28 protein-coding genes are annotated in these 24,120 nt (G+C 70.9%); 10 read left to right on the top strand and 18 right to left on the bottom strand.

Going from position 1 to position 24,120, the window contains the following annotated elements; translation table 11 throughout:
- Positions 1-9: 9 nt before the first annotated feature.
- Positions 10-465, bottom strand: a complete 456-nt coding sequence (locus tag CKW28_RS05670) for an MTB12 C-terminal domain-containing protein (RefSeq protein WP_003923621.1) — start codon at positions 463-465, stop codon at positions 10-12.
- 66 nt (positions 466-531) lie between these two features.
- Here CKW28_RS05670 and nei2 point away from each other — a divergent pair, with 66 nt between their 5' ends.
- On the top strand, positions 532-1,317 hold the full coding sequence (gene nei2, locus CKW28_RS05665; RefSeq protein WP_003923620.1) for an endonuclease VIII Nei2: 786 nt from the start codon (positions 532-534) through the stop codon (positions 1,315-1,317).
- Here nei2 and CKW28_RS05660 read toward each other — a convergent pair.
- Entirely contained in the window at positions 1,286-2,614 is a 1,329-nt protein-coding gene (locus CKW28_RS05660; protein ID WP_003923619.1) for a threonine/serine exporter family protein, read from the bottom strand. The genes nei2 and CKW28_RS05660 overlap by 32 nt on opposite strands.
- A gap of 62 nt (positions 2,615-2,676) precedes the next feature.
- On the opposite strand from CKW28_RS05660, the gene CKW28_RS05655 reads away from it, so the two are divergent.
- The gene (locus CKW28_RS05655) at positions 2,677-3,456 is read left to right on the top strand and encodes an enoyl-CoA hydratase/isomerase family protein (RefSeq protein ID WP_040545917.1); all 780 of its coding nucleotides are present in this window, start codon (positions 2,677-2,679) and stop codon (positions 3,454-3,456) included.
- On the opposite strand, the gene CKW28_RS05650 is transcribed toward CKW28_RS05655, so the two are convergent.
- The 8 genes from CKW28_RS05650 to CKW28_RS05615 all read right to left on the bottom strand — a co-directional run bounded on the left by CKW28_RS05650 (position 3,453) and on the right by CKW28_RS05615 (position 10,832).
- The gene (locus CKW28_RS05650; RefSeq protein WP_003923617.1) at positions 3,453-4,223 is read right to left on the bottom strand and encodes an SDR family NAD(P)-dependent oxidoreductase; all 771 of its coding nucleotides are present in this window, start codon (positions 4,221-4,223) and stop codon (positions 3,453-3,455) included. The two genes, CKW28_RS05655 and CKW28_RS05650, sit on opposite strands and share 4 nt — an antisense overlap.
- 56 nt (positions 4,224-4,279) lie before the next feature.
- The gene (locus CKW28_RS05645) at positions 4,280-5,035 is read right to left on the bottom strand and encodes an SDR family NAD(P)-dependent oxidoreductase (protein WP_003923616.1); all 756 of its coding nucleotides are present in this window, start codon (positions 5,033-5,035) and stop codon (positions 4,280-4,282) included.
- A gap of 87 nt (positions 5,036-5,122) precedes the next feature.
- Entirely contained in the window at positions 5,123-5,512 is a 390-nt protein-coding gene (locus tag CKW28_RS05640; protein WP_308210504.1) for a DUF1330 domain-containing protein, read from the bottom strand.
- Positions 5,503-5,853 carry a hypothetical protein gene (locus CKW28_RS05635; RefSeq protein WP_050811860.1) on the bottom strand — a complete coding sequence of 117 codons (351 nt, stop codon included), beginning with the start codon at positions 5,851-5,853 and terminating at the stop codon, positions 5,503-5,505. Before CKW28_RS05635 ends, CKW28_RS05640 begins: the two co-directional genes overlap by 10 nt.
- A gap of 112 nt (positions 5,854-5,965) precedes the next feature.
- Positions 5,966-6,736 (bottom strand): MOSC domain-containing protein, encoded by a 771-nt coding sequence (locus tag CKW28_RS05630; RefSeq protein ID WP_003923613.1) that lies wholly within the window; start codon positions 6,734-6,736, stop codon positions 5,966-5,968.
- Complete coding sequence (locus CKW28_RS05625; protein WP_003923612.1) at positions 6,733-7,602, bottom strand: pseudouridine synthase; 870 nt, start codon at positions 7,600-7,602, stop codon at positions 6,733-6,735. The genes CKW28_RS05630 and CKW28_RS05625 overlap by 4 nt, the downstream gene beginning before the upstream one ends.
- Positions 7,599-9,356, bottom strand: a complete 1,758-nt coding sequence (locus tag CKW28_RS05620; RefSeq protein ID WP_003923611.1) for a glycerol-3-phosphate dehydrogenase/oxidase — start codon at positions 9,354-9,356, stop codon at positions 7,599-7,601. The genes CKW28_RS05625 and CKW28_RS05620 overlap by 4 nt, the downstream gene beginning before the upstream one ends.
- Before the next feature lie 63 nt (positions 9,357-9,419).
- On the bottom strand, positions 9,420-10,832 hold the full coding sequence (locus tag CKW28_RS05615) for an NAD(P)H-quinone dehydrogenase (RefSeq protein WP_003923610.1): 1,413 nt from the start codon (positions 10,830-10,832) through the stop codon (positions 9,420-9,422).
- 67 nt (positions 10,833-10,899) lie between these two features.
- Here CKW28_RS05615 and CKW28_RS05610 point away from each other — a divergent pair, with 67 nt between their 5' ends.
- Positions 10,900-11,367 carry a gamma-glutamylcyclotransferase family protein gene (locus CKW28_RS05610; protein ID WP_003923609.1) on the top strand — a complete coding sequence of 156 codons (468 nt, stop codon included), beginning with the start codon at positions 10,900-10,902 and terminating at the stop codon, positions 11,365-11,367.
- Positions 11,368-11,433: 66 nt separating this feature from the next.
- On the opposite strand, the gene CKW28_RS05605 is transcribed toward CKW28_RS05610, so the two are convergent.
- The 3 genes from CKW28_RS05605 to CKW28_RS05595 all read right to left on the bottom strand — a co-directional run bounded on the left by CKW28_RS05605 (position 11,434) and on the right by CKW28_RS05595 (position 14,826).
- Positions 11,434-12,321 (bottom strand): type IV toxin-antitoxin system AbiEi family antitoxin domain-containing protein, encoded by an 888-nt coding sequence (locus CKW28_RS05605; RefSeq protein WP_003923608.1) that lies wholly within the window; start codon positions 12,319-12,321, stop codon positions 11,434-11,436.
- A 154-nt stretch (positions 12,322-12,475) separates the two neighbouring features.
- Complete coding sequence (locus CKW28_RS05600) at positions 12,476-13,645, bottom strand: M20 family metallopeptidase (RefSeq protein ID WP_003923607.1); 1,170 nt, start codon at positions 13,643-13,645, stop codon at positions 12,476-12,478.
- A complete protein-coding gene (locus CKW28_RS05595; protein ID WP_003923606.1) occupies positions 13,642-14,826 on the bottom strand; it encodes a M20 family metallopeptidase in 1,185 nt (394 codons plus the stop codon). Before CKW28_RS05595 ends, CKW28_RS05600 begins: the two co-directional genes overlap by 4 nt.
- A gap of 36 nt (positions 14,827-14,862) precedes the next feature.
- Between CKW28_RS05595 and CKW28_RS05590 the strand changes: the two genes are divergently transcribed.
- Positions 14,863-15,657 (top strand): purine-nucleoside phosphorylase, encoded by a 795-nt coding sequence (locus CKW28_RS05590; protein WP_003923605.1) that lies wholly within the window; start codon positions 14,863-14,865, stop codon positions 15,655-15,657.
- 47 nt (positions 15,658-15,704) lie between these two features.
- Positions 15,705-17,348, top strand: coding sequence for a phospho-sugar mutase (locus tag CKW28_RS05585; protein WP_003923604.1), 1,644 nt, complete (start codon positions 15,705-15,707; stop codon positions 17,346-17,348).
- 27 nt (positions 17,349-17,375) lie between these two features.
- Here the strand turns inward: CKW28_RS05585 and upp are convergent, their stop codons facing one another.
- Positions 17,376-17,999, bottom strand: coding sequence for a uracil phosphoribosyltransferase (gene upp, locus CKW28_RS05580; RefSeq protein ID WP_003923603.1), 624 nt, complete (start codon positions 17,997-17,999; stop codon positions 17,376-17,378).
- 83 nt (positions 18,000-18,082) lie between these two features.
- Here upp and CKW28_RS05575 point away from each other — a divergent pair, with 83 nt between their 5' ends.
- On the top strand, positions 18,083-18,397 hold the full coding sequence (locus CKW28_RS05575; protein WP_061252284.1) for a hypothetical protein: 315 nt from the start codon (positions 18,083-18,085) through the stop codon (positions 18,395-18,397).
- A 4-nt stretch (positions 18,398-18,401) separates the two neighbouring features.
- On the top strand, positions 18,402-19,517 hold the full coding sequence (locus CKW28_RS05570) for a C40 family peptidase (RefSeq protein ID WP_061252283.1): 1,116 nt from the start codon (positions 18,402-18,404) through the stop codon (positions 19,515-19,517).
- Here the strand turns inward: CKW28_RS05570 and CKW28_RS05565 are convergent, their stop codons facing one another.
- On the bottom strand, positions 19,518-19,970 hold the full coding sequence (locus CKW28_RS05565; RefSeq protein ID WP_003923600.1) for a universal stress protein: 453 nt from the start codon (positions 19,968-19,970) through the stop codon (positions 19,518-19,520).
- Positions 19,971-20,049: 79 nt separating this feature from the next.
- Between CKW28_RS05565 and CKW28_RS05560 the strand changes: the two genes are divergently transcribed.
- Both CKW28_RS05560 and CKW28_RS05555 read left to right on the top strand, forming a co-directional pair.
- On the top strand, positions 20,050-20,250 hold the full coding sequence (locus CKW28_RS05560) for a hypothetical protein (protein ID WP_003923599.1): 201 nt from the start codon (positions 20,050-20,052) through the stop codon (positions 20,248-20,250).
- Positions 20,247-20,594, top strand: a complete 348-nt coding sequence (locus CKW28_RS05555) for a hypothetical protein (RefSeq protein ID WP_003923598.1) — start codon at positions 20,247-20,249, stop codon at positions 20,592-20,594. Before CKW28_RS05560 ends, CKW28_RS05555 begins: the two co-directional genes overlap by 4 nt.
- Here CKW28_RS05555 and CKW28_RS05550 read toward each other — a convergent pair.
- Positions 20,587-20,778, bottom strand: a complete 192-nt coding sequence (locus tag CKW28_RS05550) for a hypothetical protein (RefSeq protein WP_003923597.1) — start codon at positions 20,776-20,778, stop codon at positions 20,587-20,589. The genes CKW28_RS05555 and CKW28_RS05550 overlap by 8 nt on opposite strands.
- Before the next feature lie 173 nt (positions 20,779-20,951).
- Between CKW28_RS05550 and satS the strand changes: the two genes are divergently transcribed.
- Complete coding sequence (gene satS, locus CKW28_RS05545) at positions 20,952-22,232, top strand: protein export chaperone SatS (protein WP_003923596.1); 1,281 nt, start codon at positions 20,952-20,954, stop codon at positions 22,230-22,232.
- 20 nt (positions 22,233-22,252) lie between these two features.
- On the opposite strand, the gene CKW28_RS05540 is transcribed toward satS, so the two are convergent.
- Together CKW28_RS05540 and CKW28_RS05535 are read right to left on the bottom strand one after the other, a co-directional pair.
- Positions 22,253-22,600, bottom strand: coding sequence for a VOC family protein (locus CKW28_RS05540; RefSeq protein ID WP_003923595.1), 348 nt, complete (start codon positions 22,598-22,600; stop codon positions 22,253-22,255).
- A gap of 28 nt (positions 22,601-22,628) precedes the next feature.
- On the bottom strand, positions 22,629-23,717 hold the full coding sequence (locus CKW28_RS05535; protein ID WP_003923594.1) for an adenosine deaminase: 1,089 nt from the start codon (positions 23,715-23,717) through the stop codon (positions 22,629-22,631).
- Positions 23,718-24,120 lie beyond the last annotated feature (403 nt).

The raw sequence follows: 24,120 nt of genomic DNA, 5'->3' as shown, positions 1-24,120 counted from the left end.
CGTGGCCGATCAGACGGTGCAGTCGGTGCCGGCCGCGTCGCGGGCGATGACGCAGGCCGACGCGTTGCTGAGCTTCCACCTGCCGCCCTGCTCGATCCAGTAGATGTCGTGGGTGCGGGTGCCGAACAGCGGGATCGACACGGCCAGTTGGGCATCCAGCCGGTCCCCGTTGTGGACGGGGTTCTGTACCCGCCAGGACATCACCGCGTCGTAGCGGTTGATCACGCCGGCGATGTTGTTCGCGGTGGGCACCGCGGCCAGGCCGCCCTCGAGTTCGGCGGCCCGGGTCTCGTCGGGCAGCGACGTGTCCAGCACCCGCTGCAACTGGGCGGTCAACTGGTCGGCGGACGGGGTCGGCTGGGCGGCGGCGGGCGGGGCTCCGAGGAACACCGCGGCCGGGGCCGCGCCGAGGAACACTGCGGCCAGCAGGGCCGCGCAGGTGACAAGAACGGTTCGCACCCGCACACCTGACCATCTCGCACGGGGCCCGTCAAGACCTACCCCTCGCCGGGGCGCGGGTAGCGTTTCGGTATGCCCGAAGGTGACACCGTCTGGCGTACGGCGGAGATGCTGCGGGTCGGGCTGACCGGGAAAACCCTGACCCGCTGCGACATCCGGGTGCCGCGGTACGCCACCGTCGACCTCGCCGGGCTCCGCGTCGACGAGGTGCTCAGCCGCGGCAAACACCTGTTCATCCGGGTCGCCGACGCGAGCATCCACTCGCATCTGAAGATGGACGGCAGTTGGCGGGTGCACCCGCTGAACCGGCCGAGCCGCGCCGGCCACCGCATCCGGATCCTGCTGGAAGCCGCCGGCGGGCCGGGATCGGACATCGAACCGGTCCAGGCGGTGGGCATCGATCTCGGGGTGCTGCAGGTCCTCGACCGTCGTCACGACATGGACGTCGTCGCCCACCTCGGACCGGATCTGCTCGGCCCCGACTGGGATGCGGAGGTGGCGGCGGCGAACCTGACCGCCGATCCGGACCGTCCGCTGGCCGAGGCGCTGCTGGACCAGCGGGTGCTGGCCGGGGTGGGCAACGTGTACTGCAACGAACTGTGTTTCGTCACCGGGCATCTGCCCACCACCGCGGCGGGTGCGGTCACCGACCCGGTGCGGATGATGCAGCGGGCACGGGACATGCTGTGGCTCAACCGCACCCGCTGGAATCGCACCACGACCGGCGACACCCGGCAGGGACGGGATCTGTGGGTGTACGGCCGCGGCGGAAAACCCTGCCGGCGGTGCGGCACCCTGATCGCGCGCGACGCCGGCGGTGAGCGGGTCAGTTACTGGTGTCCGCACTGTCAGCGTTGACGCGCCGGAGCCGGGCCGTCCAGGTGGTGTACAGGCTCCACCCGACCAGCGTGCCCAGCGCGATCGAGAGGATCGCCGCGACCGCCGATCCGAGTGCGCGGACGTCGATGGCGTCATCGGTGGCGGCCTCCCCCAGCGACTCGAAACTGAGCGCGCCGGGAACCAACGACCAGAACGCGGCCAGCAGCATCACGATCGCCGGCGGTGACGATCTGATCCGCGCCGCGATCACCGCGAACGGCACGGTCAGCAGCGCTCCGAGCGCCCCGGCGTGCGCCGGGGAGGTGAACAGTTCACCGACCTGTTGCCCGACGAGCGCCACGCCGACCGCCGCGGTCAGCCACAGCAGCGACCCCGGTGGACCCGACAGGTAGAGGTAGATGCCGATCCCGATGACGACGATCGCCGGATAGAACGTCCACTCCCCCATCAGCGGCGACATCTGCTGTGCCGACCGGTGGTCGATGAGGCTCAGCCCGAGCGTGACCCCGAAGAGGAGCAGGACCAGCTGGGTGAGGCCGTACATCAGCCGGCTCGCACCGGCGATCACCGCGGAGCTCGCCAGTTCCATCGCACCGATGGTCAGCGACATGCCGGGCAGAATCGCCACCAGCGGTGGGCTGATCACCCGCAACAGATTGTCGTTGGCGGCCTCGGCGATGAAACCGGCGGACAGGGCGGTAACCACCATCGCCGCCACCGCCGGCGCCACCGGGGTCAGCGCGGGCAGCGACGACGAGATGGTGAGGATGACCCCGACCAGCGCGCCCAGCAGCACGTACCACGGCAACGACGCCCAGGTCGGGTTGATGAGGATGCCGAATCCGAGCGTGGTCAGCACATAGCCGAGGATGGTGCGCGCGGGGCCGAACCGGTGCCGCATCGACCGCGCGTCGGACAGCGCGGCGATCGCGTCGCGCGGGGTGATCGCGCCGGCGCCAGCCAGTTCGGCGACCGCGTCGACGCGGCCGGCCAGGTCGAGCTGGGTGGTGCCGCGGGTGGAGGATTCGATCTCGTGGGTCTCGGCGCCGATCTGGATGAGCAGCACGGTCGGCAGCACCACGACCCGCACCTCCTTGGTGGTGTACCGGCGGGCGATGTGCAGGAGCCGGTCCCGGACCAGCTGGGTGGGCTGCTGAATCTCCACCAGCGCGATGCCGATCTGGCGCAGCATCGCGGCCACCTCGGCGTCGTCGTAGGCGTCCGGTTCGGCGAGCGCGGCCGGCGCGTCCTTCTGCAATGCGCGCAAGGCGCGGGTGATCCGGTCCCGTAACGGTGCCGGCGGCAGTCGGGTCATCGCTGATCACTTCACCAGGAACCGTCGCGATACCGCAACCGGTTGCGCTTACGCTGAGCCCCATGCCTGTGCTGGAGTCGCGTTATCCGAGTCCCGACATCGCCATCGTCACGCTCAACCGCCCGGAGAAGCTCAACGCGTTGTCCTACGAACTGGTCGAGCAGTTGCACGAGACCCTCGCCGACATCCACGCGAACAACGACTGCCGTGCTGTGGTCCTCACCGGCGCCGGGCGCGGGTTCTGCTCCGGGCTGGATCTCACCGACCCCAATCCGGAGGCGGCCGGCAGGGGTACCGAGTTTCCGCGAGCCGGGATGCGCTGGCAGGAGCGCATCGCCGAGCTGACCACCCGGCTGCAGCGGCTGCGGCAGCCGGTGATCGCCGCGGTCAACGGGCCGGCCTACGGCGGCGGGTTGGGGATCGCCGCGGCGTGCGACATCCGCATCGCCGGCGAGTCGGCCCGGTTCTGCACCCAGTTCATCAAGCTCGGCATCGGTGGCGCGGACATCGGTGTCAGCTACACGCTGCCGCGGATCATCGGAGCGGGCCCGGCGTTCGACCTGATCCTCACCGCCCGCGCGATCGACGCCCGCGAAGCGTTGCGGCTGGGCCTGGTGTCCCGGCTGACCTCCGATGCGGAGCTGCTCGACGAGGCGCTGTCGATCGCCAGAACCCTGTGCGGCTACGGGAAATTCGGTGTCGAATCGACCAAGCAGGTGCTGTGGGCCAATCTCGACGCCGGCAGTCTGGACGCCGCGCTGCACCTGGAGAACCGCAGTCAGATCCTGGCGTCCACCGAGAGCGGGATGCGGTCCGCGGACGAGGTGCTGGGCAAGCGCTAGCGGGGGGTGCCGCCACCGTCGGCGATCAGCACCGTGCCGGTGATGTAGCTGCCCGCGTCGGAGGTGAGCAGCAGTGCCGCACCGACCATCTCGTCGGGTGTGGCGAGCCGCTTCATCAAGGTCGCGCCGGCCATCATGTCGACGACCTCCTGCGGGTTGTTGCGCATCATGTCGGTGTCGACCGGCCCCGGCGCCAGCGCGTTGACCCGGATACCCAGAGGCGCGAACTGGGCTGCCATCGACCGGGTGAACGACATCAACGCCGCCTTGCCCGCCGAGTACATCGCGGTGCCCGGGGAGAACAGAAAAGCCCCGACCGACACCATGTTCAGCACCGCCGCATGCGGACTCGTCTTCAGATGCGGCAGGGCGGCCTGCACCAGGAACACCGGGCCCCGCAGATTCACCTCGAAGGACTTCGTCCACGCGTCCACCGTCAACTCGCCCAGCGGTTGGGTCAGCGCGTTGGCGGCATTGTTCACCAGCACGTCGATTCCGCCGAACTCGTCGACGGTGCGCCGGACCAGGGCCTCACACGCGTCGATGTCGCCGAGGTGGGTCGGTACCCCGATCGCATCGCCGCCCAACGCCCGCAGGTGCGCGGCGGCGCGTTCACAGGCGTCGGATTTGCGGCTGGCGACGACCACGCGAGCCCCGGCGAGCACGTAGCCCTCGGCGAGCGCCAAACCGATCCCCCGGGTGCCACCCGTGACGACCACGGTGCGTCCGGTCATGTCGAAGAGTTTGTCGAACGTCTGGCGGTCCACGACGGTCAGTACACCATGTCGGCCGAGCGGCCCACCGTGGATGCCGCCCGGAAGGCTCAGAAGATGGTGTAACCGCCGTCGACGATGACCTCGTTGCCGGTGTGGAAGGTCAACGTCGGGTCGGCGAGGAAGGCCGCGACCTCCTCGAATTCGTGCGGGTCAGCCCACCGCCGCACCGGGGTGCGTCCGGTCGTGGCCGCCATGAACCGCTCATCGGCCTGCAGGGCGGCGGTCAGGGCGGTGCGGGTCCAGCCGGGGATCAGGGTGTTGCAGCGCACCTTGTGCCGGGCCAGCTCGACCGCCAGCGTCCGCGACAGGCCCAGCAGGCCGGTCTTGCTGGTGGCGTAGGCGCCCAGCCCGGCACCGCCGTACCGGCTGATCGTCGATGACAGCACCACGATCGACCCGCCGCTGCCCTGGGCGATGAACCGCCGCGCGGCCTCCCGGGTGCAGAGGAAGGTGCCGTCCAGGTTGGTGCGCAGGATGCGATGCCAGGTGTCCAAGGACATCTCGGCGATCGGGACGTATTCGGAGGTGCCGGCATTGGCGACGAAGCAGCCCAGCGGGCCCAGATCGGCGACCGTCTGCTCCATGGCGTCGATGACCGCCGTCTCGTCGGTGACATCGCACGCGATCGCGATCGCGCGGCGCCCCAGGGCCGCGATCTCCTCGACCACCTCGGCGTTGCGTTCGGCGTTACGCGCCCAGATCGCTACGTCCGCACCGGCTTTCGCGATGCCGACGGCCATGGCGCGGCCGATACCCGAGTTGCCGCCGGTGACGATCGCCGTCAATCCGGACAGGTCGGTCATGATGCGCTCTCCTCACCACGTCGTGTCCGCCCGGGACCGTAACAGGCCCGGAACCCCCGCCGGCGGCGAGGCGTCAGCGGCCACCCGTCACTCGGCCAGGGACCACGATGTCGTGGCGATCAGATCGCCGCGCTGCAACGCCGCGGCCCGGTGTGCGTGGACCCGTTGGTACTGCGGATCGCCGACCATCTCCAGGAACGCCGCCGGCGTCGGGTATTCCACCACGAGAATCGCGTCCCACCAAGGTTTCTCACCGTTGCCGATGACATTGACCGGCAGCATGCCGCCGTAGCGCACCCGGGCGCCGACCCGGGCCAGATGGGGCGCGGCCTCCCGCGCATACCGCAGGTAGTGTTCCCGCCCGCCGCCGGGACGGAACTTCAGCAGGTTGACCATCACCACCGGGTCGCCGGGCGGCAGCTGGGCCAGCGTGTCCAGCTGCACGGGCCGGTCGTCGGCGGGACCGGTCATCGGCATCCGCTGATGCTGATGCGCCGCCCCACGTTGACGCACGCCGTCACGTTCGGGGTGAGATCCGGCGGCGGCACATACGCCGGCGGCGGTGGAGGTGGCGGCGGGGGCGGCTCGCCCGGGGGTGGCGGTTGCTCCCCCGGCGGCGGGGGTGGTGGCGGCTGGTTGAGCGCGTCGTTGAGGTAGGAGAACGGATCCGCGCAGCCGGTGATGTCGATGCGGGCACCGCCGACCGATCCGCACACCGAGGCCTCCCACGCCGCGGGGCGGGCGCTCGTCACCACCAGGCCACCGACGACCATCAATGCGGCAGCGAAGGCCGCGGAGCACCGTCGGCGTGCAGCCATGTCGTCCTCCTCTGATGCCGGGGTCCGACCGGGCAATGCATGTCGACCCCTGTGATCATCGTGCGGCACCGACGTCCGCCGTGACGTCGGTTTGCGGATTTTGCCGTGCGCGTCAGCGCCGGTCGGTGACGGGCCGATCGGTGATCGTGACCGTGTCACCCACCTCGACCCGTCCCGGCCTCACCACGTCGGCGTACACCCCGGCACACGGGCGGTCCCGGCCCCCGAGCCGGCGGCGCCGCACCCGGTTGAGGGTGCGCAGCACCTCCCGGTCGGCGGGCAGGTCGCCCTGCGCCAGGGTGGTCATCACGCAGCGGGGCGTGGGGATGACGACATGGGCGACCGCGGCGGCGCCGATGTGCAGGTCGCGGCTCAACCAGTCACCGTCGGCGTCGGGCTGTTCACCGTCGGACCCGGCCTGCGCGCGGTCGATCAGGATGTTGGGACGGGTCCGTCGGGGATCCCAGTCACCGCCGGGATGCGCGGACCGCAGCGCCTGCAGCGTGTCGGCGGCCATCAGGTGCAGCGGTGCGGCGTCGACGAACGCGCCCGGTGCGCCGGCCCGCAACTCGACGTCGAGCCCGAGCAGGTCACTCACCCGCCGGGTCAGCTCAGCCGGATCGTCGGTGATCACCGTCCCGTCCGGGAAGGTCACCTCCAGCGGCGGCGCGGCGCGGCGCCCGTCATCCGGTTCGGCGAGCAACCGCGCAGCGCACCCCAGCAGTGCGCCATGGTTCTTGGCGCTGATCCGCGCGCCCGTGCGGGTGTCGAAGAACGCGTAGACCCGGTCGCCGCGCACCCCGGTGGTCCGGACCTCGAGCGCGGAGACCTCCTCGCCGCGCATCGATTTCACCGGATGCCGCCACAACCGCGCGACCCTCATTGCCCTCCGATGCTTCGGGCGCTGACGAACCGGTGCGTCCGGCCGGTCAGCGGATCGGTGAACTCCACACTGTGCGCGAGCAATTGCAGCGGGCTGCTGAAGTCGTCGGGTGCCACGTCGACGACCTCGGGGTAGAGCGGATCGTTGACGATCGGCACCCCGAGGACGGCCATGTGCACCCGTAGCTGATGGGTGCGCCCGGTGCGCGGGGTGAGCCGGTACCGCCCGGCCGACGCGTCGAGCAACTCGACGAGTGTCTCGGCGTTGGGTTCGCCGGGTTCCTCGACGGCCTGTAAACTGCCGCGCCGCTTGATGATGCGGCTGCGCACCACCCGCGGGAACTCGAGATCCGGGCGCACCGGGGCGCCCGCCAGGTAGATCTTGCGCACCGCCTCGTCGGCGAACAGCCGCTGATAGCGTCCGCGGACCTCACGGCGGGTGGTGAACAGCAGCACCCCCGCGGTCAGCCGGTCCAGCCGATGCGCCGGGCTGAGTTCGGGCAGGTCCAGTTGCCGGCGCAGCCGCACCAGCGCGGTCTGGGCGACGTGCCGGCCGCGCGGCGTGGTGGCCAGGAAGTGGGGTTTGTCGACCACCACGATGTTCTCGTCGCGGTACAGGATCGGGATGTCGAACGGTACCGGAACCTCTTCGGGCAGTTCGCGATACAGGTAGACAACCGATCCCGGCGGCAGTACGGTGTCCGCGGTGACCGGGGTGCCGTCGGCGCAGAACACCTCACCGCGCAGCACCTTGGCCGCAGCCGCCTCGCCGAATCGCTCGGCGAACTCGACCAACACCGCGCCCCCGCGCAGGCGTACCCGCGCGGGACCCAGACCGTCACGAACCGGCAGCGGAGGGGTGGTCAATCGAGCGGGACGGGTTCGAGGATCATCGCCCGCGCCTCCGGGGCGGCCTGGCGCAGCGCGTCGGCGGACTCGTCATCGGGTTGCTGCTGGGAGCGCACCTCGGCCTCCACCCGGGCGCAGTAGGTGTCCACCTCCCGTTCGATGTCGGCGTCGCTCCAGCCCAGCACCGGAGCCACCACCTCGGCCACCTCCCGGGCGCAGTCCACCCCGCGGTGCGGATACTCGATCGAGATCCGCATCCGCCGCGCCAGGATGTCCTCCAGATGCAGCGCGCCCTCGGCTGCGGCCGCGTACCAGGCCTCCACCTTGAGGTAGACCGGCGCATCGGTGATCGGTTCGAGCAGATCCGGCCGGCCCGCGCCGTCGCGACCGGCCATCTGCAGGACCTCACCGATCAGCGAGCCGTACCGGTCGAGCAGGTGGCGCACCCGGTACGGGTGCAGCCCGTAATGCGCGCCTACCGTTTCGGTCTGGTTGATCAGCGCGAAGTACCCGTCGGCGCCGAGCAACGGCACCTTCTCGGTGATCGACGGCGCCACCCGGGCCGGGATGAACTCCGCGGCGGCGTCGATGGCGTCCTCGCCCATCACCCGGTAGGTGGTGTACTTGCCGCCCGCGATGGCGATCAATCCGGGGGCGGGCACCGCGACGGCGTGTTCGCGCGACAGCTTGGAGGTCTCCTCGCTCTCGCCGGCCAGCAGCGGCCGCAACCCCGCGTACACCCCGTCGATGTCGGCGTGGGTGAGCGGGGTGGCCAGCGCCCGGTTCACCTGGCCCAGGATGTAGTCGATGTCGGCCTTGGTCGCCGCCGGATGCGCCAGATCCAGGTTCCAGTCGGTGTCGGTGGTGCCGATGATCCAGTGCGTGCCCCACGGGATCACGAAGAGCACCGACTTCTCGGTGCGCAGGATGATCGCGACCTCGCTGACGATGCGGTCCCGCGGCACCACGATGTGCACCCCCTTGGAGGCGCGCACCCGGAACCGGCCACGCTGTTTCGACAGGGCCTGGATCTCGTCGGTCCACACCCCGGTGGCGTTGACCACCACGTGGCCGTGCACATCGGTGACGGCGCCGGTCTCCGAATCCCGCACCGTCACACCGGTGACCCGGTCCCCCTCCCGGAGCAGGGCCACCACCTGCGTCGACGATCTGATCACCGCGCCGTAGTGGGCTGCGGTGCGGGCCACCGTCAGGGTGTGGCGGGCGTCGTCGACGACGGTGTCGTAGTAGCGGATGCCGCCGATCAGCGAGTCGCGCCGCAGCCCGGGCGCCAACCGCAGCGCACCGGCCTTGGTCAGGTGCTTCTGCGCCGGCAGCGAGCGGGCGCCGCCGAGCTGGTCGTAGAGGAAGATGCCGAGCGCCACATAGGGCCGCTCCCACCACCGCCGGGTCAGCGGATACAGGAACGGCAGTGGTTTGACCAGGTGGGGCGCCAGCGTCGTGAGCGACAACTCCCGCTCGTGCAGCGCCTCGCGCACCAGCCCGAACTCCAGCTGTTCGAGGTAGCGCAACCCGCCGTGGAACATCTTCGAACTGCGGCTCGAGGTTCCCGAGGCGAAATCACGGGCCTCCACCAGCGCGACCTTCAGCCCGCGGGTCGCGGCGTCGAGGGCCGCGCCGGATCCGACCACCCCGCCGCCGATGACGACGACGTCGAACTGCTCACTGCCGAGACGGTCCCACGCCCGCTGCCGCTGCTCCGGCCCCAACAACGTCGGCCCGTGGCCCGGCCTCAGGATCGGGTGGCTCACAGCTATCAGGCTACGTGCGGTGCGGTGAAATTTCCCGACTCGCCGCGCTGGCCGGGACCCGGGCTAGTCCAGATCGTCGTGCGCGATCAGTTGGCGGGCCGCCTCGGTGATCGACCCGGACAGCGACGGGTAGACCGAGAACGTCTGCGCCAGATCGGCGACGGTGTTGCCGTTCTGCACCGCCAGCGCGATGGGCAGGATCAGCTCGGAGGCGATCGGGGCGACCACCACACCGCCGATGACCACCCCGGTCATCGGGCGGCAGAAGATCTTGACGAAGCCCCGCCGCAGGCTCGACATCTTCGCCCGGGCGTTGGTGTTCAGCGGCAACATGATGGTGCGCGCCGGGACCGAGCCGTCGTCGATCTTGGCCTGCGGCACCCCCACCGCGGCGATCTCGGGGCGGGTGAACACCGCGGCGGCGACGGTGCGCAGCCGGATCGGGTTGAGCGCCTCACCGAGCGCGTGGTACATCGCGATGCGGCCCTGCATCGCCGCCACCGACGCCAGCGGCAGCAGGCCGGTGCAGTCACCGGCCGCGTAGATGCCGGGGACGGTGGTGCGCGACACCCGGTCGACGGGCAGGTAGCCGCCCGGCCCGAGTTCGATGCCCACCCGCTCCAATCCCAGGTTGGCGGTGTTGGGTACCGAGCCGACGGTGATCAGGGCGTGGCTGCCCTGGACCTCCCGGCCGTCGGTCATGGTGACCCGGACACCACCGTTCTCCCGTTTCACCGAGTCGGCCCGGGCGTTCTTGACCAGCGTGACGCCGCGCTCGGCGAACACGTCCTCGAGCACCGCGGCGGCGTCGGAGTCCTCGTGGGGCAGGATCTGATCGCGGCTCGCCACCACCGTGACCTTGACGCCGAGTTCGGTGTAGGCGTTGACGAACTCCGCGCCGGTCACCCCGGACCCCACCACCACCAGGTGTTCGGGCAGCGTGTCCAGGTCGTAAAGCTGGCGCCAGTTCAGGATGCGTTCGCCGTCCGGGACGGCGTTGGGCAGCACCCGCGGGGTCCCGCCGGTGGCGATGAGCACCACGTCGGCGGTCAGTTCGCGGACCGAACCGTCGTTGCCGGTGACCTTGATCCGGTGCTGGGCCATCCCCCTGGCCGCGTCCACCAGCTCCCCGCGACCGGCGATCAGCCGCACCCCTTCGCGGCGCAGCCGGTCGGCGATGTCGGCGGACTGCGCCTTGGCGAGCCTCTTGACCCGCTCGTTGATCTGCCGCAGCGAGATCCTGGCGTCCTCGAACTCCAGCTGGTAGCCGAGATTGGGGGCGCGGCGCAGTTCGGTGCGGACCCCGGTGGAGGCGATGAACGTCTTCGACGGCACACAGTCCCACAGCACACAGGCCCCGCCGATGCCGTCGGAGTCGACGATCGTGACCTCGACCTCGGTGCCTTTGGCGGCCGCGACGAGCGCCGCCTCATAGCCGGCGGGCCCGCCGCCGATGATCACGATGCGGGTTGCCACGCCTCAAACCTATCCAAGGCGGAGGTTGGCCGCCCAGCCACCACCCGAAGCCTTAGGCTTTTCAACCGTGCCGCTCTATGCCGCCTATGGGTCGAACATGCATCCGGAGCAGATGCTGCAACGTGCTCCACATTCACCGATGGCCGGTACCGGGTGGTTGTACGGCTGGCGGTTGACGTTCGGTGGCGAGGACATCAGCTGGGAGGGCGCGCTCGCCACCGTGGTGGAGGATCCCGCCTCGCGGGTGTTCGTCGTGCTCTACGACGTCACCAGGGAGGACGAGGCGAACCTGGACCGCTGGGAGGGTTCAGAACTGGGGATCCACAAGAAGATCCGATGCCGGATACACCCGATCTCGTCGGACACCCACACCGGTCCGGTGCTGGCGTGGCTGTATGTGCTCGACGCCTGGGAGGGCGGGCTGCCGTCGGCCCGCTATCTCGGGGTGATGGCCGACGCCGCCGAGATCGCCGGTGCTCCACCCGAATACGTCCACGATCTGCGGACCCGCCCGTCCCGCAACGTCGGTCCCTAGTTTCCTCCCCGCGAGCGCCCGTGTCTGCACGGCGACACGCCGTCTCTTACGGCATTTTGCGGTCGCTCACGCTGCTTGAGCGCGACGCAACTGCGCGTCGACACGCCCGACGAACTCCCGCGTGCGGTACCGCACATCCTCGAGGACGATGGCGATGACGGTCCACCCGACATCCATCAGCGCGGCGGTGCGATCCCGGTCCCGCCGCATCGCGTCCGGTCCGCTGTGCCAGTCCACACCGTCGTACTCGACGGCCACCCGGTGCCGCGGCCAGGCGAAGTCCACGCGCCGCAACCGGCCGGCGCCGTCGCGGAGTTCGTACTGCAGCTCCGGGATCGGCAGGCCACCGTCGATCATGGCCAGCCGCGCCTCGCTCTCCATCGGCGACTCGGCACGCCCGTCGGCGATCGCGATCAAACCCCGGACCGCGACGATGCCGCGTCGGCCGGCCTGCGCGACCGCGGCCCGCCAGATCTCGGGACGGCTGCAGGTGCCGCTGCGCAACGCGGCATCCAGGGTCGCCAACGCCCGTGGGCGCCGCAGGCTGCGCGCCACCTCCACCGCCGTCCACGCCGCTGTGGTCGCCGGGCGGCCCCGCACGATGGTCAGCGGCGCCCCGTCCCGGCGGTGCACCACCAGCCCGTCGGCCGACCGCAGCCGACTGCCGGGCGGACTCAGTACGTGCAGGTCGTCGGGTTGCTCGGTGTCGAACCCGTGCAGCGCCGCGGCCGTACCCAGGCAGGCCGCCACCGGCCGGCCGCAGGCCAGATCGAGCCCCCTCAGCCGCAAGCCGTCGTCGGCCTCGCCGCGGCAGTAGATGCCGTGCCAGAGCCTTTCCAGCGCACCGCGGTTGACCGCGGATTCCAGGGCCCGCCTGGTGATGACGGTGAGGATCTGCCCGCTGGTGGCCACTCCACCCTGGCGGTCGAACAACTCGTCGAGGCCGTCTGCCATGACCGCCATCGTCGGTTCAGACCCAGGTGGCCGGTACCGGGTGGACGCCGTTTTGTGGAGGAAGCACAGATTGGGGACAGTGCCCCTCGCCGAGCGACCGCGAAATGCCGGCAATGGCGGCGTGTCGCAGTGCAGACACGGTCGCTCGCAGGTGTCACGCGGCGCACTGTTCGACGAGGTTGACGAACACCCGCACCCCCACCGGCAGTGCCCGCTCGTCGAGGTCGAACGTCGGCTGATGCAGGTCGAGTTGCGGGCCCTGCCCACTCCACACCCCGAGCCGGGCCATCGCGCCGGGGACCTCCTCCAGGTACCAGGAGAAGTCCTCCCCGCCACCGGATTGCCGCGTGTCGGCGAGCACGTTCGGGCCGACCGCCTCGATCGCGCGGGTCAAAATCCGGGTGGACTGTTCCTCGTTGACGACCGGCGGGACCCCACGCCGGTACTGCAGGCTGTGCTCCACCCCCAACGGCGCCAACAGGGACGAAACCGTCTCGCTGACAATGGCTTCCAACGTCAACCAGGTGCTGCGGCTGGCGGTGCGGATGGTGCCGGCCAGGGTGCCGGTCTGCGGGATGGCGTTGGCGGCCACCCCCGCGTTCACCGCACCCCACACCATCACCGTGCCGTTGCGCGGATCGATCCGCCGCGACAGCACCCCGGGCACACCGGTGATCAGCGTGCCGAGCGCATACACCAGATCCCCGGTCAGATGCGGGCGGGAGGTGTGGCCGCCCTTGGACTGCAGCGTGACCTCGACGTGGTCGGCGGCCGAGGTGATCGGACCGGGCCGGGTGGCGACCCGGCCGACCTGCAGCCGGGGGTCGCAGTGCAGCGCGAAGATCCGCGACACCCCGTTGAGCACTCCGGCGGCGATCGCGTCCAGCGCACCGCCGGGCATGAGCTCCTCGGCGGCCTGGAAGATCAGCCGCACCCCGATCGGGAGTTCGGGCACGGTGTTGAGCGCCAGCGCCGCGCCCAACAGCATCGCGGTGTGCGCATCGTGGCCGCAGGCGTGGGCGACGTTGGGCACCGTCGACGCATACGGTGCGCCGGTGCGTTCGGGCATCGGCAGCGCGTCCATGTCGGCGCGCAGCGCCACCCGCGGGGTGTGGTCGGGGCCGAGGTCGCAGATCAGACCGGTGCCGCCGGGCAGCACCTTGGGGTTCAGCCCGGCGTCGGCGAGCCGTTCGGCGACGAACTGGGTGGTGGCGAACTCCTGCCGGCCCAGCTCGGGGTGGGCGTGGATGTGCCGGCGCCACGCCACCAGGTCGTCCTGATGCCGGGACAGCCAGCGCGCCACCGCATGCCGCAGCACACTCATGACGTCCGCCTCGCTTCCCGACGCTGCAGCACCCGGTCCCGCTCGGCGGGGGTCTCGGCCAACCGCACCACCGTGCGGGCCAGCATCACCGCCCCCTCGACCACCGCCCGGTCCGCGCTCGGGCTCACCGCCGCCGCGGCGAATTCGGGTTGATGGATGGCCGCGCCGCCGGAGTCGATCCCGACGACCGGATGGATCCCGGGCATCACCTGCGTCACATTGCCCATGTCGGTGCTGCCCAACGGGATCGTCGCCTCGACCTCGGCGGGCACCGGCGCCCGGCCCATCCGCACCATCTCGGTGCGGAACACCTCCGCCAGCCACGGATCCGGCGCCAGCTCATCGTAGGGCGGCGACGTCTCGGTCACCGTGTGCGAACATCCGGTGGCCAGCGCCCCGGCGGCGAAACAGTCGGCCATCCGCCGTTCCAGAGCCCGCAGTGCCGCCGCGTGCGGGGCGCGCATCGTGTAGGTCATTCCGGCATGTGCGGGGATGACATTGGTCGCCTGCCCGCCGTCGGTGACGATGCCGTGCACCTGCTGTCCGGGCTCGAGGTGCTGACGCAGCAGGCCGATCGCGACCTGCGCGACGGTGACGGCGTCCGCGGCGTTCACCCCCATGTGCGGGGCGACCGCGGCATGCGCCTCCCGGCCGGTGTAGCTGACCGCGACCTCCGACAACGCCAGCGACCGGGCCGCGGCGATGTCGACCGGCCCGGGGTGCAGCATCACCGCGGCCGCGACGTCGTCGAACACCCCGGCCCGCAGCAGCAGCGCCTTGCCGCCGCCGACCTCCTCGGCCGGCGTGCCGATCAGCGCCACCGTCAGCCCGAGACCCTCGGCCACCTCGGCCAACGCCAACGCGGCGCCGACCGCGGAGGCGGCGATGATGTTGTGCCCGCAGGCGTGCCCGATGCCGGGCAGGGCGTCGTATTCGGCGCAGATCCCCACCACCAGATCGCCGCTGCCGTAATCGGCGCGGAATGCGGTGTCCAGCCCGCCGGCCCGGGCGGTGATGTCGAACCCGCGCTCGGCGACCAGCGCCTGCGTCTTGGCGCAGCTGCGGTGTTCGGCGAACGCCAGCTCCGGTTCGGCATGGATGGCGTGCGACAGTTCCACCAGGTCACCCCGGCGCCGACGGACCGCGTCTTCCACAACTGAGGACGCGGTGACGGTGGGCATTACCGCAGTATCTCACTGCCGGTTAGGCTGCCGTCCGTGACCGATCCGGACACCGCGGCGACACAGGCCGCCGCCGCCATCGCGGACCGCACCGGGGTGCCGCATCACGACGTGGCGGTGGTGCTCGGCTCGGGCTGGGCGCCGGCCGTCACCGAGCTCGGCGAACCGGTCGCGACGGTGCCGATGGCCGAGCTGCCCGGTTTCACCCCACCGACCGCCGCCGGGCACCGGGGACAGCTGATGAGCACGCGAATCGGCGAGCACCGGGCGCTGGTGCTGATCGGCCGGATCCATGCCTACGAGGGGCACGACCTGAGCCATGTCGTGCACCCGGTGCGGGCCGCCTGCGCGAGCGGGGTGCACACCGTGGTGCTCACCAACGCCGCCGGCGGACTGCGGGAGGACTTCACCGTCGGGCAACCGGTGCTGATCAGCGATCACCTCAACCTGACCGCCCGCTCCCCGCTGGTCGGCCCGCAGTTCGTCGACCTGGTCGACGCCTACTCGCCGCGGCTGCGCAGAATCGCGCTGGGCATCGACCCGTCGCTGGCCGAAGGGGTCTACGCCGGGCTGCCGGGACCGCACTACGAGACCCCCGCCGAGATCCGGATGCTGCGCACGCTGGGCGCCGACCTGGTCGGCATGTCGACCGTGCACGAGACCATCGCCGCGCGCGCCGCCGGGGCGCAGGTGCTCGGCCTGTCGCTGGTGACGAACCTGGCCGCCGGGATGACCGGTGAGCCGCTGAGCCATGCCGACGTGCTCGCCGCCGGACGCGAGTCGGCCGCCCGGATGGGCGCCCTGCTGGCGACGGTGATCGCCGCGATGTGACCCGGTGGATCGGCATACGGCGGGGTCAAACCGGGCACACTGACGCTATGACTGCGCAGCGGACGTCATCGGCGGTCCAGGACTGGATCGCCCACGACCCCGACCCCGTGACCGCCGCCGAGCTCCGGGCGTGCAGCCCCGAGGAGCTCGAACGGCGGTTCGCCCGCCCGCTGCGGTTCGGCACCGCGGGGTTGCGCGGCCCACTGCGCGGTGGCCCGGCCGGGATGAACCTGGCGGTGGTGCTGCGGGCGACCTGGGCGGTGGCACAGGTGCTCAAGGCCCGCGGGCACGCCGGCTCCGGGGTGATCGTCGGCCGCGACGCCCGCCACCACTCCGACGAGTTCGCCCTGGCGGCAGCCGAAGTGCTTGCTGCCGAAGGTTTCTCGGTGACGTTGATGTTCACCGCGGTGCCCACCCCGGTGTTGGCGTTCGCGGTGCGGCACAACCGCGCCGCGGCCGGCATCCAGATCACCGCCTCGCACAATCCGGCCACCGACAACGGCTACAAGGTCTATTTCGAGGGCGGACTGCCGATCGTGTCGCCGGTCGACCGGGAGATCGAGGAGGCGATGGCCGACGCCCCGCATGCCGATGAGATCTCCCGCCGCCCGGTCGAACCGTCGGGGGTGGACGTGATTCAGCGCTACGTCGAGCGGGCGGCCCACGTGCGCCGCACCCACGACCCGGTGCGGGTGGCGCTGACACCGCTGCACGGGGTGGGTGGCGAGTTCGTGATGGACGCGCTGGTCCGGGCCGGCTGCACCGACGTCCACGTGGTGGAGAGCCAGTTCGCCCCGGACCCGGACTTCCCGACCGTGCCGTCCCCCAACCCCGAGGAGCCGGCCGCCGTCGAGGCGGTGCTGAAACTGGCCGCCGAGGTGGACGCCGAGATCGCCATCGCGCTGGACCCGGACGCCGACCGGTGCGCGGTCGGCATTCCCACCCCGACCGGGTGGCGGATGCTGTCCGGTGATGAAACCGGTTGGCTGCTCGGGGATTACATCCTGGCGCAGCTCGACGACGGGCCGGTGACCACATCGACCTTGGTGGCCAGCACCGTGGTGTCGTCACGGATGCTGGCCGCGATCGCCGACGCGCACGGAGCGCGGCACGTGGAGACCCTGACCGGGTTCAAGTGGCTGGTCCGCGCCGACGCCGACCTGCCGGGCAGCAGTCTGGTCTACGCCTACGAGGAGGCGATCGGGCACTGTGTGGACCCGTCGGCGGTGCGTGACAAGGACGGCATCAGCGCGGCGGTGCTGTGCTGTGATCTGGTGGCGGCGCTGCGCGCGCAGGGCCGCACCGTCCTCGATGCGCTCGACGACCTGGCCCGCCGGTTCGGGGTGCACACCACGACCGCGTCGTCCCGCCGGGTCGAGGATCCGGATCAGGCCGCGGCGATGCTGGATCGGCTGCGCCGCCGGCCCCCGACGGAACTGACCGGATTCCCGGTGACGGTCACCGATCTGGCACGGGCCGAGGGTGCCCGCCGCACCGATGCGCTGATCTTCGAGGGCGGCACCGCCGACACCGCGGTGCGGGTGGTGGTGCGGCCGTCGGGCACCGAGCCGAAGGTGAAGTTCTACTTCGAGGTTCGCCGCTCCTGCCATGACGACGAGGATCTCGACATCGCCCGCGCCCGGGCCCGGGAGTTGCAGGACGAGCTGGTCGCCACCGTCGATCAGTGGTAGCCGGGCCGGGTGGGCCGGTCTCGGCGCCTAACGCGGCCCGAACTGCCGATCACCGGCGTCGCCGAGACCCGGCACGATGAACGCGATCTCGTTGAGCCGCTCGTCCACGGCGGCGGTGAACAGCCGCAGATCCGGCCTGACCTGCTCGACCGCGGCCAACCCCTCGGGCGCTGCGACGACGCACAGCGCGGTGATGTCCACGGCGTTGCGTTCCTGCAGCAGCTTGAGGGTGTGCACCATGGACCCGCCGGTCGCCAGCATCGGGTCGAGCACCAACACCGGCCGGTCGCTCAGATCCCCGGGAAGCGATTCCAGGTAGGGCACCGGCCGGTGGGTCTGCTCGTCCCGCGCCACCCCGACGAAGCCGACCTGGGCTTCCGGGATCAGGGCGTGCGCCTGATCCACCATGCCCAGCCCGGCGCGCAGCACCGGGACCAGCAGCGGCGGGTTGGCCAATCGGCATCCGGTCGTCTCGGCGAGCGGGGTGAGAACCGGGATCGTGTCGGTGGCGATGTCGCGGGTGGCTTCATACACCAGCATCACGGTGAGGTCGCGCAACGCGGCACGGAAGGTGGCGTTGTCGGTCCGGGCGTCGCGAAGGGTGGTCAACCGGGTCGCGGCGAGCGGGTGATCGACGATGCGCACCTTCATGAGCCGAAACCCTATAGCCGCGGCGTCCGCCGGGCGCAGATCCTCCCGGGAACCGATCCGCGTGGCGCGCCGTCGTACTTCGCATGCGCGCCGACACCCAGATCATCGACCGCTTCGGCCGGGCCGGTATCCGGCAGGCCGCCGAACTCGACGCCGTCGCCGCGGCGGTGTCGATGCTGCCGCTGACCGCCGCCGCACCGGTGTTCGGCGCGGTGGGCGCCAGGTTTCTGGCGGCCCTGGCCGACGCCGCGGCGCAGCAGGCGGCCGACGTGACCGTCCTCGCCCGGCGGGTCGACGCGGGCGCCGCCGCCGCGCACACCACCGCCCGGGCCTACACCGGGGCCGAGATCCGCGTCCGGCGCCGGTTGACCGCACCGGTGGCCGACCTCGAGGGGTAGCGGGATGCCGGGCCCGCTCACCGCCGCGCTGACGGCGCCGCTGCGGGAACTGCAGACGCTGCTCGGACCGGGCGGAACCGGTTCGCCGCCGGTTGCGGTGCTCACCGCCGCACGGGACGCGCTGACCGAGACGGCCGCCGCCGTCCGGGCCGACTGGCGGCAGACCGAACCGCACTGGCAGGGCGCCGCCGCCGCGCAGGCGGCCGACGTCGTGGCCGGCACCGGCCGCATCGCGGTCGCACTGGCCGACGCCGCCGCCCGGCTGGCCGCGACCACCGACACCGCCGCCGTCGCGATCTCCGATGCCGCGGCCCGGTTACGGGTGATCATCGAGCGGTTCGAGGCCCGCGCCGGCGCCCTGGAAGCACACCTCGACGAACCGGGCGTCGCCGCGGAACTGATCGCCGAGGCCAGGCAGGCGCTGGCCGAGGCGCTCGGCGTGGTGGACGACCTGCACACCGACCTGGCACGGCATGCGACCGCACTGACCGATCCGGCCGGCACGCCGCCGTCGGCCCGGACCGTCCCGTCCGGGTTCACCGGCGGGAGCCCACCTCTCGGCGGTATGGGATCCGGTCTCGGCGGTCTGCCGTCGGTGTCTCCCGGCGGAGCGGCCGGATCGGGTCTGGGCGGTGGCGCCGCACGCGGCCTGGCCGAGCTGGTCGGTCTGGCCACCGACCGTCCCGACAGCGCGGCCCGGCCGGCGGATCCGGCGGCGTTCGGTGTCGGGGTGGCGGTGCGGCTGCCCGACGGCAGCACGGTGACCGCGCCCAACGCCGTCGCCGCCGACGCGGTGCGGCACGCCCTCACCCAGCTGGGTGTGCCCTATCAGTGGGGCGGCACCACCCCCGGTGTCGGGCTGGATTGCAGCGGTCTGACGCAGTGGGCGTATCAGCAGGCGGGACTGCAGCTCCCGCGGCTGGCCCAGGAGCAGGACGTGGGCGCCGCCGTCGACGCGGGTGCGCTGCTTCCCGGCGATCTGGCCGTGTGGGACGGTCATGTGGCGATGGTGGTCGGGAACGGGATGATGATCGAGGCCGGTGACCCGGTGAAGCTGTCCCCGATCCGAACCACCAACGCCGGCCAGGGGTTTCAGGGTTTCTGGCGGCCGACGGGATGATCAGTCGCTGGTGTGCACGATCAGCACATCGGTGTCGGCCCGGATCGACACCTGGCCGGGGACGCTGAACAGCCGCGCCAGGATGGCGTTGCGCGCGTGCAGACCCACGTCGCCGACCACCAACAGGTCGGCCTCCTCCTTCTCGGCCAGGTTCACCAGCGCCTGGACCGGCGCGCCCTCGATGGACCGTTCCTCGACATCGGTCGCCCCGGCGGCGCGGGCCCGGGCGTGCGCGTCGCGCAGAATGCCGTAGAACGGCGCCTTCCCGCGCACCATGTAGCCCTCGTCGCCGAGGACATCGGCGGCGCGCAGATCATCCTCGTGGCCGATATAGCCGGTCGCGATGATCAGCGTCGCGCCCGTGGCGGCCGCCATACCGGCCGCCCGGTCCACCGCACGCAACGACGTCTCCGAGCCGTCGGTGCCGACCAGCACCCTCCGGTACGCGTCCATGTCGTCCTCCCCGCGTCGCTCCCCCGAGGACATTCAGCGTGGCGGGATCCGTCGGACGGTTCACGACGTCGAAATCTGTATGGCCGAAATCCGCACGGCCGGCGTCGTCGGCCCCGTCCCCGACGCCGTCGAAGTGGTCGATCCGAACAGCCGCACCAGGGTGTGGGTGTCGCCCGACGGGTGTCCCGTCCGCGTCGAGGTGTCACCCGCGCTGCTGGCCCGGGGCGCCGACGCGGTGGCCGCCACCGTCGTCGCGCTGTGCCGGCGGGTTCACCGATGACAGCCGACCGTCCGGTCTCCGGCCTGCCCCATCTCCTCGGGGAGGCGCGCCGCTTCGACGCCGCGATGGCCCGGGCACGCGCCCGGTTGACCATCCTCGACGACGCTCTCGACGAGCTGGGGGCCGTGCGCGGCCGCGCCGCGTCGCCGTGCGGCCACGCCGCCGCCGAGGTCGACCACACCGGGTGCCTCATCGGGTTGACCCTGACCCCGGCGGCGGCTCGGCTGGATCCGGGCCGGGTCGGAGATCTGATCGTCGAAACGAGCACCGCCGCCGTGCAGGATCTGCATCGGCGGCGGTGCCGGAGTGTGAGGGAGCTGATCGCTCAGCTGGGGGTCAATTAGGGGGCGGAACCAGGCCGAGCGGCCGCCCGGAGCCCAGGTCGGCCGGTCGGCAGTACGCGCACAGATCGGGTCCGAACGTCGGGTAGCCGCAGCCGGGGCAGGCGGTCACGAACTTGACCTGGTCTGCCTCCCGGGCGGCGAAATCGTCGAATGCCGGCTCGGTGCCGACACTGCTTCCGCTCACCTGCAGGTCCTCTCGTCAGGGGAGAAAGTTACCCACATCGATCCGAAAGTTAACTCAACTGTTGTTCAATTATGCCGGTCCGGACGGTGTGCGATGCAAAGCCCTGCGGCGCGACGTGGGTTTTCGGTGCCGCCTGTCGAATGCCTCACATCGGCGTCGTTAGGCTGTGCGCCATGGCTGCTGACATCGTTCCGCTGCGGATCGGTCTGACCAAGGGTGACCTCTACACGCTGTGGGCACCGCGCTGGCGCGCCGCCGGCGACGAGTGGGAGGCGTTCCTCGGCAAGGACGAGGATCTGTACGCCTTCGAATCCGTCGCGGACCTGGTCGCGTTCGTCCGGACGGACAACGACAACGACCTCACCGACCACCCGGCCTGGCAGAAGCTCACCGAGCGGTCGGCGCACCGGCTCAACCCGGGCGAGGACGGTCAGGCCGACCTGATCGGCGTGCCGGAACTGGTCGCGGAGAAACCCACCGAGGAGTCGGTCGCCGCGCTGCGCCGGACCCTGGCGATCGCGTCGGCCATCGGTTCGGTGTGCGAACTGCCGGCGGTCACCAAGTTCTTCAACGGAAACCCGGTGCTGAGCCTGGTCGGCGGCGGGGTGGAGGCCTTCAAGGGCCGTTCCGGACGCAAACGGTGGGCGGAGATCTCGAATGTCATCGCCCGCGGCTGGGACACCGTCATCGACGCGATCGACGAGATCGTCTCCATTCCGCCGGTCGATGCCGCCGCTTCCGAGAAGGCGGCCGCCGAACTGCAGGAGCCCGATCCCGAGCCGGACGCCGACGCGGACGTCGACTCGGCCCTGGAGGAGGCCACCGCCGCCGACCCGGACAGCGCCGCCGAGCCGGAGGAGGCATCGGCGCTGGCGGGTCAGGCCCAGTCCGTGGTGCTCGGCAGCGACGAGGACTTCTGGCTCAAGGTCGGCATCGACCCGGTCCAGATCCTCACCCGGTCGGGTTCGTTCTTCACGCTGCGCTGCTACCTGGACGAGGCCCCGGTGTTCCTCGGCCGCAACGGCCGCATCAGCGTGTTCGGCTCCGAACGGGCGCTGGCCCGCTACCTGGCCGACGAGCACGACCACGACCTGTCGGATCTGGCGACCTACGACGACATCCGCACCGCGGCCACCGACGGTTCGCTGGAGATCGACGTCACCGACGACAACGTCTACGTACTGTCCGGCCTGGCCGACGACATCGGCGACGGCCCCGACGCCGTCGACCGGGATCAGCTGGAGCTGGCCGTCGAACTGCTCCGCGACGTCGGTGAGTACGCCGAGGACAAGATCGTCGAGAACACCCTGAAGCCGGACACGGCGCTGGGCCGGTTCGTCGGCCACGTGCTCACCCCGGACAAGGTACGCAAGCCGCGCGGTTCGTACGCCGAGGCGGTGCAGCAGTGGGAGAAGCTGGAGGCGTTCGTCGAGTCCCGGCTGCGGCCCGAGTAGCGATCCCCGGGTGGCGGCCCTCAGCCGTCGTTCGCGCGCGGGTGGCGCGGCTCGTAGACGCCCAGCTCGGCGCCACCGGGAAGGGTGAACCGGGTCAGCAGCCCCCAGCCCTCGTTGGTGACCGGTGCGCAGTCCACCCCGGCGGCGGTCAGCACACTGACCATGGCGGCGATGTCGTCGCACATCAGATAGAGCTCGTGCGAGGTGGCGGACTCGGTCGGGTGCACCGCGACCTCCGCGGGCGGCAGTCTGAAGATCAGCCAGCCGTCGCCCGCGTCGACGTGATCGAACTTCAACACCTCACGCAGGAACGCACGATCGGCCTCGGCGTCGCGGCTGTACAGGATGACATGGCTGCCGGTGATCAAAGTCTCATACCTCCGTGTGTTGTGTGTTTCAGCCGATCAGGACGGCGTATCGCGGTTTGATGACGTCGTCGATGAGCGTCAGTCGATCCGGAAACGGGATGAAGGCCGACTTCATCGCGTTGATGGTGAAGCGCTGCAGGTCGCTCCAGCCGTAGCCGAAGGTTTCGACCAGCCGCATCATCTCCCGGCTCATCGAGGTGTCGCTCATCAGACGGTTGTCGGTGTTGACGGTGACCCGGAACCGCAGTCGCGCCAGGATGTCGAACGGATGCTCGGCCAGGCTGCGCACCGCCCCGGTCTGCACATTCGAGGTGGGGCACATCTCCAGCGGGATCCGTTTGTCCCGCACGATCGACGCCACCCGGCCCAGGTGGTAGCTGCCGTCCGGCCGCTGCTCGATGTCGTCGACGATGCGCACCCCGTGGCCCAGCCGGTCGGCCCCGCAGAACGCGATGGCCTCGTGGATGGACGGCAACCCGAACGCCTCGCCGGCATGGATGGTGAACCGGCCGTTGTTGCCCCGCATGAACTCGAACGCGTCGAGGTGCCGGGTGGGCGGATGCCCCGCTTCGGCGCCCGCGATGTCGAATCCGACCACGCCGTCGTCGCGGTACCGGATGGCCAGTTCGGCGATCTCACGGGACCGGGCGGCGTGACGCATCGCGGTGACCAGGCAGCGCACCATGATCGTGCGGCCCTCCGCCGCGGCGGCCTTCTCCCCCTCGGCGAAACCGGCCAGCACCGCCTCGACCACCTCGTCGAGCGACATTCCACCATCGATGTGCAGTTCGGGCGCGAACCGCACCTCGGCGTACACCACGTTGTCGGCGGCCAGATCCTCGACGCACTCGTACGCCACCCGGTGCAGCGCCTCGGGGGTCTGCAACACCCCGACGGTGTGGGCGAACGGTTCGAGGTAGCGCTCCAGCGACCCGCTGTGCGCGGCGGTGCGGAACCAGTCGGCCAGCTCGTCGACATCGGTGGTGGGTAGATCGTCGTAGCCGGTCTCCTCGGCCAGTTCGATGACCGTGGCCGGCCGCAGCCCGCCGTCGAGGTGGTCGTGCAGCAGCGCCTTGGGCGCTTTGGCGATGTTCTCCAAGGTGAGCGGCGTGGTCATACCCCCATCATCCGTGACAAGCTGCTTTCCGGCCCGGTCATTGGTCTGGGCGACGGTCTATGGGCTCGCGTGAGTCCAAAGCGATCGACGGCCGCTGTACCGGCGCACGACAGCATCTATCGATACCCGCCTCGGAAATTGGTGCGAAGACGTCCACAGAAGCACTGTTAATCTCATCAGCCGAGGAGAGAACGCCTCGTAAATTTGCACCAACGACACTTATGTGTATCCACACCGCGATTCATCTTGACCTGGGCAGGGAGGTAGGCCGGTGCACACTTTGCTGGTACCGAACCGGGATGCGGGCTTCCGCAAATGACAACCGAGGGCTGGGCTGGTACCGGGAACGTGGACCCTCGACGACCAGAAGTGCGCTCTCATCGGGCGACCCACGCTGCAAACG

Origin of the sequence: Mycolicibacterium thermoresistibile (assembly GCF_900187065.1) — a bacterium.
GTDB lineage: Bacteria > Actinomycetota > Actinomycetes > Mycobacteriales > Mycobacteriaceae > Mycobacterium > Mycobacterium thermoresistibile.
The sequence above is the reverse complement of the archived record's forward strand: the minus strand, read 5'-3'. Positions and strand labels throughout refer to the sequence as shown.